At 68.6% G+C, this 14900-nt stretch carries 13 protein-coding genes; 3 read left to right on the top strand and 10 right to left on the bottom strand.

The window, feature by feature from the left end; all coding sequences use genetic code 11:
- Window positions 1-39: 39 nt before the first annotated feature.
- From ACS0OT_RS01385 to pyrE, 8 genes are all read right to left on the bottom strand, one after another.
- Window positions 40-753 carry a response regulator transcription factor gene (locus ACS0OT_RS01385; protein ID WP_005420506.1) on the bottom strand — a complete coding sequence of 238 codons (714 nt, stop codon included), beginning with the start codon at window positions 751-753 and terminating at the stop codon, window positions 40-42.
- Window positions 734-3394, bottom strand: a complete 2661-nt coding sequence (locus ACS0OT_RS01390) for a sensor histidine kinase (protein WP_053500336.1) — start codon at window positions 3392-3394, stop codon at window positions 734-736. Before ACS0OT_RS01390 ends, ACS0OT_RS01385 begins: the two co-directional genes overlap by 20 nt.
- Window positions 3395-3445: 51 nt before the next feature.
- Window positions 3446-4096: a potassium-transporting ATPase subunit KdpC gene (kdpC, locus tag ACS0OT_RS01395; RefSeq protein ID WP_065185650.1), complete on the bottom strand. Its 651-nt coding sequence runs from the start codon at window positions 4094-4096 to the stop codon at window positions 3446-3448.
- Complete coding sequence (gene kdpB, locus ACS0OT_RS01400; RefSeq protein ID WP_139726636.1) at window positions 4093-6150, bottom strand: potassium-transporting ATPase subunit KdpB; 2058 nt, start codon at window positions 6148-6150, stop codon at window positions 4093-4095. The genes kdpC and kdpB overlap by 4 nt, the downstream gene beginning before the upstream one ends.
- Window positions 6151-6160: 10 nt before the next feature.
- Complete coding sequence (kdpA, locus tag ACS0OT_RS01405) at window positions 6161-7870, bottom strand: potassium-transporting ATPase subunit KdpA (protein WP_442256006.1); 1710 nt, start codon at window positions 7868-7870, stop codon at window positions 6161-6163.
- 12 nt (window positions 7871-7882) lie between these two features.
- Window positions 7883-7975 (bottom strand): potassium-transporting ATPase subunit F, encoded by a 93-nt coding sequence (locus ACS0OT_RS01410; protein WP_005407770.1) that lies wholly within the window; start codon window positions 7973-7975, stop codon window positions 7883-7885.
- 221 nt (window positions 7976-8196) lie between these two features.
- On the bottom strand, window positions 8197-8859 hold the full coding sequence (locus ACS0OT_RS01415; protein WP_005420473.1) for a hypothetical protein: 663 nt from the start codon (window positions 8857-8859) through the stop codon (window positions 8197-8199).
- Window positions 8860-8878: 19 nt separating this feature from the next.
- Window positions 8879-9538, bottom strand: a complete 660-nt coding sequence (pyrE, locus tag ACS0OT_RS01420; protein ID WP_005420471.1) for an orotate phosphoribosyltransferase — start codon at window positions 9536-9538, stop codon at window positions 8879-8881.
- Between the two features lie 161 nt (window positions 9539-9699).
- Between pyrE and ACS0OT_RS01425 the strand changes: the two genes are divergently transcribed.
- The 3 genes from ACS0OT_RS01425 (at window position 9700) to ACS0OT_RS01435 (ending at window position 12110) form a co-directional block, all read left to right on the top strand.
- Window positions 9700-10500: an exodeoxyribonuclease III gene (locus ACS0OT_RS01425; protein WP_005420469.1), complete on the top strand. Its 801-nt coding sequence runs from the start codon at window positions 9700-9702 to the stop codon at window positions 10498-10500.
- Window positions 10497-11801, top strand: a complete 1305-nt coding sequence (locus tag ACS0OT_RS01430) for an AmpG family muropeptide MFS transporter (RefSeq protein ID WP_049413991.1) — start codon at window positions 10497-10499, stop codon at window positions 11799-11801. Before ACS0OT_RS01425 ends, ACS0OT_RS01430 begins: the two co-directional genes overlap by 4 nt.
- Window positions 11802-11879: 78 nt before the next feature.
- Entirely contained in the window at window positions 11880-12110 is a 231-nt protein-coding gene (locus ACS0OT_RS01435) for a hypothetical protein (RefSeq protein ID WP_329953733.1), read from the top strand.
- A 68-nt stretch (window positions 12111-12178) separates the two neighbouring features.
- On the opposite strand, the gene ACS0OT_RS01440 is transcribed toward ACS0OT_RS01435, so the two are convergent.
- Together ACS0OT_RS01440 and ACS0OT_RS01445 are read right to left on the bottom strand one after the other, a co-directional pair.
- On the bottom strand, window positions 12179-13306 hold the full coding sequence (locus ACS0OT_RS01440) for an anhydro-N-acetylmuramic acid kinase (RefSeq protein ID WP_065179716.1): 1128 nt from the start codon (window positions 13304-13306) through the stop codon (window positions 12179-12181).
- Window positions 13307-13371: 65 nt separating this feature from the next.
- A complete protein-coding gene (locus ACS0OT_RS01445; RefSeq protein WP_442256007.1) occupies window positions 13372-14844 on the bottom strand; it encodes a peptidoglycan DD-metalloendopeptidase family protein in 1473 nt (490 codons plus the stop codon).
- Between the last annotated feature and the right edge of the window lie 56 nt (window positions 14845-14900).

Genomic DNA, 14900 nt, shown 5'->3' on the forward strand with positions numbered 1-14900 from the left:
AACCTCACACACCCTGCAGTTGCCGGCCAGCGGCCGGCACTACCCCTTGAACCGCAACCCCACGCCCGGCTCGGTGAACAGGTAGCGCGAATCCAGCGCCGAATCGCCCAGCTTGTGCCGCAGCTTGCCGACCAGGATGCGCAGGTAGTGGGTGTCGTGCTGGTGGGTCGGCCCCCAGATCTCCTGCAGGATCTGCGGCTGGGTCACCACCCGTCCGGCATTGCGCAGCAGCAGCGACAGCAGCGCGTATTCCTTGCGGGTCAACGCCACCGGCTCACCCTGCAGGGCGACTTCGCGACGCACCAGGTCCACGTGCAGGTGGCCATCGTCGAACACCGGCGGTGTGCCATCGGTCGGCACGCTGCGCGTGCGCAGCAGCGCCCGCACGCGCGCCATCAGTTCCTGCGTGCCGAACGGCTTGGTCACGTAGTCGTTGGCGCCGGTATCCAGTGCGCGCACCTTCTCGGCTTCGCCGGCGCGCACGGTCAGCATGATCACCGGCACCTGGCTCCACTGGCGCAGCTGTTCCAGGACCTCGTGGCCTTCCATGTCCGGCAGGCCGATATCCAGGATCACCAGGTCCATGTCCTCGCTGGCGGCCAGCTGCAGGCCTTCCTGGCCGGTGGCGGCCTGCCGCACCTGGTAGCCCTGCGCGCGCAGGCTGATGTCCAGGAACCGGCGGATCTGGGTTTCATCATCGATCACCAGCACGCGTGCGGCCGGCACGCTGGCATCAATCGGGGTCGGGCTCATCGTGGGAGGCTGGCTTGAGCAGGGGCAGGGTGATGCGGATCAGGGTACCGCGACCGTCGCGTCCGGGCAGCGCCTGCACGCTGCCGCCATGTGCGCCGATCATGCCCTGGCAGATGGTCAGGCCCAGGCCGGTGCCGTGGCGGCCTCGGTCACCGCGCTCGACGCTGTAGAACATGTCGAAGATGCGCGCGCGCTCGTCATCGGGAATGCCGGGGCCGGCGTCGATCACGTCGATGCGCAGCTGGCCGTCCAGCTCGCGCGCCTGTACCTGCACGGCGGCGTCGGGCGGCGAGAACTTGGCCGCGTTCTCCATCACGTTGAACACGGCCTGTTCGACCAGCGCCGGGTGCACCCAGATCGGTGCCAGCGTGGCTGGAATGTCCAGCTCCAGCCGCACCTTTGGCTGGTAGCGCTGCAGGCGCCGTGCCGCCGAGCCGATCAGCTCGTCCACGCCGATCCAGTCGCGGTTGATCTTCAGCCCTTCGTGGCCGAGCCGGGTCATGTCCAGCAGGTTCTGGATGTAACGGTCCAGCCGTTCGCCCTCGACCAGGATGGTGTCCAGCAGGGCGCGGCGATCAGCGGTATCCATCGCTGCACCGTAGCTGGCCAGGCTGTCGGCCGACCCGATCATCGCCGCCAGCGGCGAGCGCAGGTCGTGCGACACCGAGGAGAGCAGGGCCGAGCGCAGCCGCTCGGTCTCGTTGCTGACGTGCGCCTGCTCCAGTTCCGCCACCAGCCGCGTGCGCAGCGCGGCCTGGGCGATGTCATCGACCATCGCTTCGGCCAGCTGCCGCTGCTCGGGCAGCAGGCGCGCCTGTGCGCCGGGCAGGTACAGGCCGGCCACGCCGATCGCACGGTCTTCGCCGTCCAGCAGCGGCAGGAACCACCATTGCGCGCCGGCCAGGGTATCGGTGAAACGCCCGCTGGGCTGGCCGTGGCGCAGCGCCCAGTCGGCGGCAGCCAGGTCGGTATCGCCGGGCTGGCTGCGGCCGCCGGCGGCGGTATCGGTGCCGATCCGCAGCCACGCCGGCACGTCCAGGGCCTGCTCCAGCGCATGCCGGCCCGCCTGTGCCACCTCGCCGTTGCCGGCCGCACTGGCCAGCTGGCGTCCCAGCTGCTGGCGCGCGCGCGCATGGCGGTTGGCCGCACGCAGCGCGATGACCTGCATGCGCAGGCGCGAGGCCAGGCGCCCGGCCACCAGTGCCGCGGCCAGGAACAGGAAAACGGTGATCACGCCCTGGCGTGCACCGATGGCGAAGGTGAAGCGCGGCGCGATGAACAGGAAGTTGTAGGCGAGGAAACACAGGATCGCGGCCATCACCGCCACGCTGGCGCGCGTGCGTGCAGCCACCAGTACCACCGCGACGATGAACACCATCGACAGGTCGGCCATGCCCACCCAGTGTTCGGCCAGCCACGCCACCGCACAGGCCAATGCGGTCGCGATCAGGGCTTGTGCAGGCTCGTAGCTGATGCCGCGCATCGGCGGCAGCAGGCTCTCGCGGCGCGAGCGTGCGCGTGCCTGCGGCGTGCTGATGATGGTGATCTCGTAATGCGCGCCACGCTGGATCAGCTGCTGGGTCAGGGTGCGGTTGAACATCCGTGCCAGTGGACGTTCGCGGGTACGGCCCAGCACCAGGGTCGACACGCCGTTGTGTGCGGCGTGGTCGAGCAGGGCATCGGCAATGCTCGATCCATGCAGCAGTTCGGCGTCGCCGCCCAGCCGCCTTGCCAGCGCAAAGGCCGCATCGATCTCGCGCCGGGTCGCCTCGTCCTGGCGCCGCCCCTGCACGGTCACTACCGTCCACGGTGCGTCGCGGCGCTCTGCGATGCGCCGCGCCACCCGCACCAGGTATTCGCTCTGGCCGCCCCCGTCGATGGCCACCAGAACGCCGCGACGCAGGGGCAGATTGCCTTCGCCACGCGCGGCGCGGGTTTCGCGCAGGCTGCTGTCGACGCGGTCGGCGGCTTCCTGCATCGCCAGTTCGCGCAGCGCGGTCAGGTTGGCCGGCGAGAAGAACGCCTGCAGGGCCTGTGCGGCCTGTTCCGGCACATAGACCTTGCCCTGCTGCAGGCGCGCGATCAGTTCGCGCGGCGGCAGATCGACCAGCACGATGTCGTGCAGGCGGTCGAGCACGCCGTCGGGCACGGTCTCGCTGACCCGCACGCCGGTGATCCGCATCACCACGTCGTTGAGGCTTTCCAGATGCTGGATGTTGACCGTGGTCCAGACGTCGATGCCGGCGTCCAGCAGCTCCATCACATCCTGCCAGCGCCGCTCATGGCGGCTGCCGGGCGCATTGCGATGGGCCAGTTCATCCACCAGCACCAGCGCTGGATGCCGTGCCAGCACGGCATCCAGATCCATCTCCTGCAGGGCATGGCCGTGATAGGCCACGTCCTTCAGCGGCAGCTGCGGCAGGCCCTCCAGCAGCGCCTGGGTATCGGTGCGTCCATGGGTTTCCACCAGGCCCACCACCAGGTCGACGCCGCGGCGCAGCTGTTCCTGCGCGCGGGTCAGCATGGCGTAGGTCTTGCCCACGCCCGGCGCCGCACCGAGGAACACGGTCAGCTTGCCGCCGGCTTCGCGTTGCAGGCCTTCAACCAGGGCATCGGCCTGGCGGGTACGTGCATCAGTCATGGGGGCCGCTGTCATGGCCACCATTGTGCGCGCAGCAGGTGCAGCCCAGCATCACGGCGTCTTGGCCGCATGGTCCAGCGCGAAGTTCAGCGTCACCACGTTCACCCGTGGCTGCCCGAACAGGCCCCACTGGCGCCCTTCGGTATGCGCCTGCACCAGTGCCTGCACGCGCTCCACCGGCAGGCCACGGGCACGCGCCACGCGTGCTACCTGCAGCTGCGCCGCCGCCGGCGACAGCTGCGGATCCAGTCCGCCGGCGGACTGGGTGACCAGGTCCGCTGGCACCTGCGCCGGGGCGACACCTTCGCGCGCGGCCACCGCAGCCGTGCTGGCGGCAACACGTTCGGCCAACGCCGGGTTGCTGCGCGCCATGTTGGAACCGGCCGCGGCCATCGGGTCGTAGTTGGCCGCCGACGGACGCGCCTGGAAGTAGCCGTCACCGGTGAACGGCTGCGCCAGCCAGGCCGAGCCGCGCACCTGGCCGCTGCCATCGCGCAGCAGGCTGCCTTCGGCCTGGGTCGGGTAGGCCAGCCCGGCAAAGCCGGTGGCGATGCCGGCGTAGACCGCGCCGGCCAGCAGCAGGGAGGCCAGACCCAGGCCGATCGCCGGGCGCCAGCAGGCGCCATCCTGCAGGCTGGCCACGCGGGCCTCGGCCTTGGCGTCGCCCGGAAGGGAAGATGAGGTGGAAGCAGAACGGTTCATGCGCCGAATACCAGGACAAGAAGGAGGTCAATCGCCTTGATCGCTGCGAACGGCAGCAGTACGCCGCCGAGGCCGTATACCAGCATGTTCCGGCGCAGCAGTGCGGTGGCGGTGGCCGGGCGGAAGCGCACGCCACGCAGGGCGAGCGGGATCAGCGCGGGAATCACCAGGGCGTTGAAGATCAGCGCCGCCAGCACCGCGTTGCGCGGGCTCGACAGCTGCATCACGTTCAGTGCGGCCATGGTCGGAACGGCCGCGGCGAACAGCGCCGGCAGGATCGCGAAGTACTTGGACACGTCGTTGGCCAGCGAGAAGGTGGTCAGCGCGCCGCGGGTGATCAGCTGCTGCTTGCCCACTTCCACCACCGACAGCAGCTTGGCCGGGTCCGAATCGAGGTCGACCATGTTGCCGGCCTCCTTCGCCGCCTGCGTGCCGGAGTTCATCGCCAGGCCGATGTCGGCCTGGGCCAGCGCGGGAGCATCGTTGGTGCCATCGCCCACCATTGCCACCAGGCGGCCACCGGCCTGTTCCTGGCGGATGCGTGCCAGCTTGTCTTCCGGACGGGCCTCGGCGATGTAGTCGTCGACGCCAGCCTCGGCGGCAATGGCTGCTGCCGTCAGCGGGTTGTCGCCGGTGATCATCACCGTACGGATGCCCATCGCCCGCAGCTGCGCGAACTTCTCGCGCATGCCGTGCTTGACCACGTCCGACAGCTCGATCACGCCCAGCACGTGGCGACCCTCGGCCACCACCAGCGGGGTGGCGCCATTGCGCGCGACCTGCTCGACGCGCCCGGCCAGTTCAGCCGGCACGCTGCCGCCCAGCGCCTGCACGTGGGCACGGATCGCATCGGCGGCGCCCTTGCGGATCTGCCGCCCATGTTCCAGATCCACGCCGGACATGCGGGTCTGGGCACTGAAGGCCAGGTAGTCGGCATGGTCCGGCTCGGCGGTGGCGCAGCCCTGTTCGCGCGCCAGGCGCACGATCGACTTGCCTTCCGGGGTCGGGTCGGCCAGCGAGGACAGCAGCGCCGCTTCACGCAGCTGGCTGGCGTCGATGCCGGCCAGCGGATGGAAGTGGCTGGCCTGGCGGTCGCCGTAGGTGATGGTGCCGGTCTTGTCCAGCAGCAGCACGTCGACGTCGCCGGCCACTTCCACCGCCTTGCCCGACTTGGCCAGTACGTTCGCGGCCAGCGCACGGTTCATGCCGGCGATGCCGATGGCCGGCAGCAGGCCGCCGATGGTGGTCGGGATCAGGCACACCAGCAGCGCGATCAGCAGCAGCGGATCGACCTTGACGCCGACGGCTGCACCAATGGCCGGCAACGTGGCCACCACCACCAGGAAGGTCAGCGTCATCGCCGCCAGCAGCAGGGTCAGCGCGATCTCGTTGGGGGTCTTCTGGCGGTTGGCACCTTCCACCAGCGCGATCATCCGGTCCAGGAAGCTGTGGCCCGGCTCGGCGGTCACCCGCACGATGATCTGGTCGGACAGCACCTTGGTGCCACCGATCACACCGGAACGGTCGGTACCTGCCTCGCGCAGCACCGGTGCCGATTCGCCGGTCACCGCCGCTTCGTTGATGGTGGCCAGGCCCTGCACGATCTCGCCATCGGCCGGCACCAGCTCACCGGCACTGACGATCACATGGTCGCCCGGGCGCAGTTCGGCGGCCGGCACCTGGGCTTCTGCGGCACCCGGCTGCGGCGCCGCCAGCCGGCGTGCCACCAGGTCCTGGCGGGCACGGCGCAGTGACGCGGCCTGGCCACGGCCACGCGCCTCGGCCACTGCTTCGGCGAAATTGCCGAACAACACGGTCACCAGCAGGATCGCGGTCACTGCCAGGCCGAAGCCCAGCGGCGCATTGCCGGTCAGTGTGACGATGGCCGCGACGATCGTGCCAGCCATCACCACCGCCATCACCGGGCTGCGCACCAGGTGCATCGGCGAGAGCTTGCGTACTGCTTCGACCAGCGCACGGCGCAGGCCGGCGCCATCAAGCAGCGCAGGGCGCGGGGCAAGGGAACTACGGGTGGAACTTGCGTGGGTACTCATCGGGGTGTCCTTAGTGCAGTCCCAGGCTGAGGTGGTCGGCGATCGGGCCGAGTACCAGCGCCGGCATGAACTGCAGCACGGTCAGGATGACGATCACCGAGACCAGGGTCAGGGCGAAGGTCGGGGTTTCGATCTGCAGGCTGCCGGCAGACTCCGGCGCCTGGCGCTTGGCGGCCAGCTGTGCGGCCACCACCAGCGGGATGATCAGCAGCGGGAAGCGGCCCAGCAGCAGCACCAGCGAGCAGCTCAGGTTCCACCACAGCGTGGCGTCGCCCAGCCCCTCGAAGCCCGAGCCGTTGTTGGCGTAGGCCGAGACGTACTCGTAGAACACCTGGCTGATGCCATGGAAGCCCGGGTTGGAGGTAGCGGCCAGCCCGGGCACGGCCAGGGTGATCGCGGTGAACACCAGCAGGGTGATCGGCTGCAGCAGCACCAGCAGGGCCAGCAGGCGTACCTGTGGCGTCTCCAGCTTGCGGCCGAACAGTTCCGGCGTACGTCCGGTCATCAACCCGGCCAGGAACACGCCCAGCAGCAGGTACACGATGAACTGCTGCAGGCCACAGCCTATGCCGCCCCAGATCGCGCTGACCAGCATGTTGACCATCGCGATGCCGCCACTCAGCGGCGCCAGCGAGTCATGCATGCCGTTGACCGACCCGTTGGAGACCTGGGTGGTCACCGCCGCCCACAGCGCCGTGCCGTCGGCGCCGAAGCGCACCTCCTTGCCTTCCATCAGCAGCGGCGTGGCGGCGCTGGCACTGTACCCTTCGCTCCACACCATCGCGCCGGTGGACAGCAGCGACATGCCCAGCATGCAGCTGAACACCAGGGCGCCGAACCGGCGCCGGCCGGTGAACGCACCGATCATGAAGATCACCGCCATCGGCACCAGCAGGATGCCGACGATCTCCAGCGCGTTCGACAGCGGGGTCGGGTTCTCCAGCGGGAAGCTGCTGTTCGGGCCGTACCAGCCGCCACCGTTGGCGCCCAGCTGCTTGGCCGCGACCATCGCCGCCACCGGGCCCAGCGGCAGTTTCTGTCCGGTCATGCCGGCGCTGGCATCGATCGGCGTGGCCTGCGGGCCACCGGCCATCGTCGACGGCACGCCCTGGCTGGTCAGCAGCAGGGTCCACACCAGGCACAGCGGCAACAGGAAGCGCACGCACAGGCGCACCACGTCCACGTAGTAGTTGCCCACCGCCACCTGGCGGTCGTCGCCGGCACCGGTGGCCGCCGCAGCCTGCGGCGCACGCGAGAACAACGCGCGCAGCGTGGCCACAGCCAGCGCCAGGCCCATCATCGGTGTCACCACCTGCAGGCCGGTGATGCCGGTCATCTGTGAGAGGTAGGACAGCTGGGCCTGGCCCGAATAGTGCTGCTGGTTGGTGTTGGTCAGGAACGAGATCATCGTGTGCAGCGCGGTGTCCCAGCGCATGTTCGGGATCTGGTCCGGGTTCAACGGCAACCAGGCCTGGGTCATGAACACCGCCTGGGTCAGTACGGCGATCACTACGTTGCTCAGCACGAAGGCCAGCACGTAGCCGCGCCAGGACATCGCGCGCGAGGGATCGACGCCGAACACCTTGTACAACGGCTTTTCGATCCAGTTGAACAGCACGTCGGCCTTCATCGGCGTGCCGCGCATCACGCGCGCCAGGTACAGGCCCAGCGGCCACGCGAGCAACAGGCTGGCGGCAATAATCACAAGCATCTCGGTCATGGCAGGCTCCGCTCAGAACGACTCGGGCCGCAGCACGACATAAAGGAGATAGGCGGCGGCGACCAGCACCAGCACGCCACACAACAACGACAGCCAGGGGGACATTGCAATAGCGTCCTGGTGGAACCCCTCCACCTCAGGCCGTCATCGTCGTCCTGCCGCCCATAAACGCACTACGCGCCGGACCGTGCCGACGCGTAAAGAGTGCATAAATTCCGTGGGCCAAGCCGTAACCAGGCGCCGCCCACTGTAGAGCCGGGCCCATGCTGGGCTGCTCTTTCCCAAGGCCACGTGGAGCCGAGCATGGGCTCGACCCTACAAGCGAATCACGGCGCCTGGCTCGCTGGCGCCACGCCCTTCAGCTCGCGGTAGCGCTGCAGCGTGCTGTCGATCTCGGCCTTCAGCGCCTGCTGCTGCTGCAGGAACCCGGCCTGCAGGCGCTGCTGCGCCCGCAACTGCACGTGCCGCTGACGGATCGCCTCGGCCTGCTTGTCGGCCACCTTGCCACCGGCCAGTTCTCGGTCGCCAGCGGCCGACAACAGCGCCACCAGCGATTCGCGCAGGCTGGTGACGTTGTACTCGGCGGTCTTCAGGTTGTTGTCGAGCACTTCCTGGCGCTCGGCGAACACCCGGCGCAGGTCGTCCTCGCTGCCATAGGTGGACAGCATCGCCTGTTCGGTGCGCTGGCGGGTCTGCTCGGCCATCAGGTCCAGCTGCTGCTGCTGCGCCTCGGTGCTGGCCGCGGCGCGCTCTTCGTCGGTCAACGCGCGCTGGACCTGCGCATTGCGCAGGCCGCTCTTCGCGTTGAACTCCTCGCGGGCGTGATTGACCGCATCGGCTGGCAGCGAATCGCTGCAGATCCGCTCCTTGCCCTCGTTCCAGCAATACAGCTTCTTCTCCACTTTGCCGCCGTCGCGCGACTGCGCCGGCACGGTGGACGGCACGGCCAGCAGCAGGCCGGCAAAGAGAACGGCAGGAACTCGGGACATGACCTTTCCCCTGGGTCGGTCAGCGGATCGAACGGACGCCGTACTGGGCCCGGTAGGCTTCCAGCGGCTGGCGGTAACCCACAAGTTCCGGGTTGCCGGAGGCGAAATCAAGCAGATCGGCCAGCGACGCCACGGCGATCACCGGAATCCCGGCCTCTTCGGCCACCGACTGCGCCGCCGAGCGGCGGTCGGTTTCCGAGGCGATCTCCTGGCGGTCCAGGGCTACCACGATGCCGGCCGGGGTGCCGCCGGCAGCGCGGATGATGCCCAGCGCTTCGCGGATCGCGGTACCGGCGGTGATCACGTCGTCGACGATCAGCACGCGCTTGCCATTCATGTCGGCGCCGATCAGCTGGCCGCCTTCGCCGTGGTCCTTGGCTTCCTTGCGGTTGAACGACAGCGGCAGGTCGCGGCCGCGCTGGGCCAGCTCGCAGGCCATCGCGGTGGCCAGCGGAATGCCCTTGTAGGCCGGGCCGAACACCACGTCGTACTTGATCCCGCTGGCATCGATGGCATCGGCATAGCAGGCGCCGAGCTGGGACAGCAGCGAACCGGAGTCGAAACGGCCGGCGTTGAAGAAATAGGGGCTCAGCCGGCCGGACTTGAGGGTGAACTGGCCGAAGCGCAGGGCGTCGGCGGTCAGGGCCAGCTGCAGGAAACGGTGGCGGTGGTCGCTCATCAAAACTCGATTCATCTTCATTTGGAGCACAAATCCTAATCCAGCTGGGCGTTTCGCGCTCGTCCGGCCCCGCGTGAAGGCTGTCGCGGCGCTGCCTGGCGGACTGCGCAGCCCTACGGGCAACCGGTATGCTTGCCCGGTTTCCCGCCGCAGGTCCCCGCATGCGCATCATCAGTTTCAACGCCAATGGCATCCGTTCCGCCGCGACCAAGGGCTTCCTGGACTGGTTCCGTGCCCAGGACGCCGACGTCCTGTGCATCCAGGAAACCAAGGCCCAGGAAGACCAGCTGACCGACCCGATGTTCCGTCCGGATGGCCATCACTGCTTCTACCGCGACGCCATCACCAAGAAGGGCTACAGCGGTGTGGCGATCTACAGCAAGCGCGAGCCGGACCAGGTCATCACCTCGCTGGGCTGGGCCCCGTTCGACGACGAAGGCCGCTACATCGAGGCGCGCTACGGCAATCTCAGCGTGGTCTCTTTCTATATTCCCTCCGGCAGCTCGGGTGACCTGCGCCAGGGCTTCAAGTTCGAAGTGATGGAATGGCTGCGCCCGATCCTGGAGGAGTGGGCGCGCAGCGGCCGCGACTACGTGCTGTGCGGCGACTGGAACATCGTGCGTTCGGCGCTGGACATCAAGAACTGGAAGTCCAACCAGAAGAATTCCGGCTGCCTGCCGGAGGAGCGCGACTGGCTCAACGCCCTCTGCGCCGACCATGGCCAGGCCACCGATGTCGCCGCCGGCCGCGGTTGGGCCGATGCCTACCGCCTGCTCAATCCCACCGGCGAGGATTACACCTGGTGGAGCAACCGCGGCGCCGCCCGCGCCAACAACGTCGGTTGGCGCATCGACTACCAGTTCATCACGCCGGGCCTGCGCGACAAACTGCGTAGCTGTTCGATCTACCGCGACGAGCGCTTCTCCGACCACGCCCCGTTCACCGTGGACTACGACCTGTGACCGAGGCCGCCACGCCGGTTAGCTACAAGGGTTGGGCAGGCATCAAGCGCGCCTTCGGTACCCCGTCGGCGCTGACCATGGCCATGCTTGGCTTCGGCAGTGGCCTGCCGTTCCTGCTGATCGCTTCGCAGACGCTGTCCACGCGCCTGCGCGACGTCGGCCTGGACCTGGGCAGCATCGGCCTGATCAGCCTGGCCAGCTTCTTCTACCTGCTCAAGTTCCTGTGGGCGCCGCTGCTGGACCGCTATGCATTTCCGCTGCTGGGCGCGCTCGGCCGCCGCCGTTCGTGGCTGCTGGTATCGCAGGTGCTGGTGCTGGTCGGCCTGGTCGCACTGGCCTTCGTGCGGCCGGAAGAGGGCGTCTGGCCACTGGTGATGTGGGTGCTGGTGGCGTCGTTCGCTGGCGCCACCCAGGACTCGGCGGTCGATGCCTACCGTATCGAGATCGCTCCGCAGACCGCGCAGGCCGCGCTGGCGGCCACCTATACGCTGGGCTACCGGATCGGCCTGATCCTGGCCGGTGCCGGCGCGCTGTACCTGGCGCAGTTCGAAGGCTGGATCGTCGCCTACCTGGCGATGGCCGCGCTGATGCTGCTGCCGATCGTCACTACCCTGCTGTGCGCCGAACCGGAGCGCCCGGCCACGGCGGTGCAGCGTCGCATCGATATCGCCGAAGCCTTCGTCCAGCCCATCTCCAGCTTCTTCAGCCGTAATGGCGTGGCGTTGGCACTGGTGCTGCTGGCCTTCGTCGGCCTGTTCAAGTTCCCCGATCAGGTGATCGGCGTGATGGCCGGGCCGTTCTATCTCGATTCGGGGTTCGACAAGGCCGACATCGCCACCGTGTCCAAGCTGTTCGGTGTATGGATGGGGATCGGCGGTGCGTTCCTGGGGGGTATTGCGGTGGCCGCATTCGGCTTCCGGCGCATGCTGCTGGTGGCCGCACTGGGCGTGGCGATGTCCAACCTCGCCTTCCTGCTGATGGCGCACAACCCAGGCAAGCTGTGGGCGTTCTATGCCGCGCTCAGTGCCGACAACCTGTTCCAGGGGTTCGCCGGCACCGTGCTGGTGGCCTTCATGTCGTCGCTGACCGACCGCAACTTCACCGCCACGCAGTACGCGTTGCTGGTATCGCTGGCCAACCTGCCGGGCAAGTTCATCGGCGGTGTCTCCGGATACATCGTTGAGGCGACGTCCTACAGCACGTTCTTCATCCTCAGCTCGGTCACTGTGGTGCCGACCCTGCTGCTGCTGGCCTGGCTGTGGCCGCGGATCGCCGACCGCGGGCCGCCACCGGTCGCCTGATTGCCTGCCCGCCCGGACTGCGGGATCATCGCCCCCGACGCGCCGAGGGGGCGGTGCCTTGCGAACGGGGAAGTGAGCATGGCCGACGTTGTGCTGCGGGACCTGGACCCGCTGCTGCTGGAACGTATCCGACGTGTCGCGATCGCCCGCGGCTGGACCCATGAACAGACCTGCGCCGCGTTGTTGGAGCAGGGCCTGTTCAGCAGTGAACTGGAGGTCCGCTCCGGTTTCGGCGATCCCGAAGTGGACGCCCTCTCCGATGCGATCGCCGCCCTGCAGGCCTTGCCCGCAGGGCAGGGCTTCGATTAGCGGCTTTGTAGAGCCGAGCCCACGCTCGGCTGCCCGGTGAATCCACGCCATGCGTGGATGGCGCCACCTCACGCCAGGTGGACTGCCCCCAGGATCCGCGGCCCCTTGGCTCCGGTCACGCTCGGCAGGTTGCCGGCCAGCCCGTCCATCGTCCGCTGCGCCAGCCAGGCGAATCCCATCGCCTCCACGTACTCCGGGTCCAGCCCATGCACCGCGCTGGACTCCACCTGCACCTCCGGCAGCCGCGCCGCCAGCCGCTTCATCAGCTGCCGGTTGCGCACCCCGCCGCCACAGACCAGCAGGCGCCGGGTCTGCGGCTGCTGCGCCAGCAGCGCATCGGCCACGGTTGCCACAGTGAGCTCCAGCAGCGTGGCCTGCACATCGGCAGCGGCATATTCGCCTTCCCCCATGTGCGCCTCGGCCCAGGCCAGGTGGAACTGCTCGCGCCCGGTGCTCTTCGGCGGCGGCAGCGCGAACCACGGGTCCGAACGCCAGCCGGCCAGCAGGCCCTCGTCCACCGCGCCACTGGCGGCATACGCGCCATCGGCATCGAAGGTACGGCCGGTGTGGCGCTGGCACCAGGCATCCATCAGCGCGTTGGCCGGGCCGGTATCGAAGCCGCGCACCGCGCCTTCGCGCGGGATCAGGGTCAGGTTGGCGATGCCGCCCAGGTTGAGCACCGCGCGGTCTTCATCGGCGGCACCCAGCATGCCCAGGTGGAAAGCCGGCATCAGCGGCGCACCATGCCCCCCGGCCGCTACGTCGCGACGGCGGAAGTCGGATACTGTGGTGATTCCGGTCAGTTCGGCGATGCGGTTGCCGTCGCCCAGCTGCACAGTGAACGCTGGATCGGCCAGCGGGCGGTGTCGCACGGTCTGGCCGTGCGAGCCGATCGCGCGTACCTGGCTGCGGTCCACGCCGGCTTCGGCCAGCAGCTGGTTGGCGGCCTCGGCGAAGTTGATCGCAATCCGCGCGTCCAGTTCGCCCAGCTCCTCCAGCGAATCCAACGGGCCACCTTCGCCCAGCGCCACCAGCCGCGCGCGCAGCACCGGTTCCCAGCGTGCGGTCAGGCCGTGCACGAAGCGGCAGCCACCGCCCGCGGGAAACTGCACCAGCGCGGCGTCGATGCCGTCGGCGCTGGTGCCCGACATCAGGCCAAGATACAGGGGGGCGTCAGCGTCGGCAGTAGTGTTCATGGCAGGCACAAAAAAAGGACGCGGCAAGCTTGGGCTGCCGCGTCCTTCCTCGTCAACGCAGGGGCTCAGCCGCGCTTGCGGCCGGTCGCCTGCTTGTCCTTGGCGCTGGCCACCTCGGCGGCGGCCTCGTCGCGGCTGGTCGGTGCCGGGCTGGCATCGGCGTAGATCAGCTTCTCCATGCCCTGGATGCGGGCCATCGCTGGCGCGGTCTGCGCGCGGAAGGCGACCAGCTCGGCGCCCTTCAGCGGCTCCGGCGGCGGCATGGTCACGGTCAGCGGGTTGCGGTGTTCGCCGTTGACCCGGAATTCGTAGTGCAGGTGCGGCCCGGTCGCCAGGCCGGTCGAGCCGACATAGCCGATCACCGTGCCCTGGGCCACGCGCTGGCCGGTCCTGATGTTCGCAAAGCGCGACATGTGGCCGTACAGGGTGGTGTGGCCTCGACCGTGGTCGAGGATCACCACATTGCCGTAGCCGCGCTGCACGCCCGCGAACTGCACGCGGGCATCGCCGGCGGCCATGATCGGCGTGCCGGTACGCGCGGCGTAGTCCACGCCCTTGTGCATGCGCATCTTGCCCAGCACCGGGTGCTGGCGTGCGCCGAAGGTCGAGCTCAGCCGCGCGAACGGGATCGGCATGCGGATGAAGCTCTTCTTCAACGAACGGCCGTTGATGTCGTAGTACTCGGACTTGCCGTTGCGGTCGAAGCGGAAGCCGGAATAGGTCTTGCCCCCGGTGGTGAAGGTCGCCGCCAGGATCTTGCTGGTGTCCACCTTCTCGCCTTCGCGCCAGGTCTCGTCCATCACCACGCTGAAGCGGTCGCCCGGCTGCAGGTCCTTGGAGAAGTCGATGTCGTACTTGAAGATGTCGTCGGTCATCGTCGCGATCGCCGACGGCGACAGCCCGGCCCGGCGGGCCGCGGCATACAGCGAACTGGTGATCTCGCCGCTGGTGACCACGGTACGCGTGGAAGTCTCGCGCCGCGTCACCTTCTCCTTGATGTCATCGCCGGCCAGGCTCAGTTCCACCCGGTTGTCGGCGTCGCGATCAAAGCGGATGCTGCGCAGGTCGCCGGACAGCGGCATGTCGAAGGCGATCTCGGCGCCCGGGCGCAGCTTGGTCAGCGCCTCGCGCGCACCGGGGTGCTCCAGCACCCGGTGCAGGGTGGTGGCCGGAATGCCGGCTTTGTCGAACAGGTCACTCAGGGTCTGGCCGCGCTGGATGCGCAGCACCTGCCAGCTGTCGCCCGGCACCTGCTGCTGGCGGGCCATGGTCAACGGCGGCAGCGGCAGCGCCAGGCTGGTGTGGCTGTCCGCGTAAGGCGCATCAATGGTGTGCGAGAAACCGGGGACGATCGTCGCCACCAGGGCGCCGATGGTCGCAAACAGGCTGGCGTGCATCCAATGGCGGCGGGTCCAGCGCTCATTGAAGGCGGCGGGAAGGTGTTGCCTGAGCTTCCGATGCAGGGCGTTGTCGTGCAGGACGTGAAGGCGTTCCTGGAAGCGCTGCTTGCGTGCGCGCCCTTGTTCGGAATTGTGCATCGGCGGTTTTTTCCTGGCGGCCCGGGAGCGCGGGCCTGATCGCCGGTTACCATAGA

The sequence above is a fragment of the Stenotrophomonas maltophilia group sp. RY12688 genome (assembly GCF_052149045.1).
Classification (GTDB): domain Bacteria; phylum Pseudomonadota; class Gammaproteobacteria; order Xanthomonadales; family Xanthomonadaceae; genus Stenotrophomonas; species Stenotrophomonas sepilia.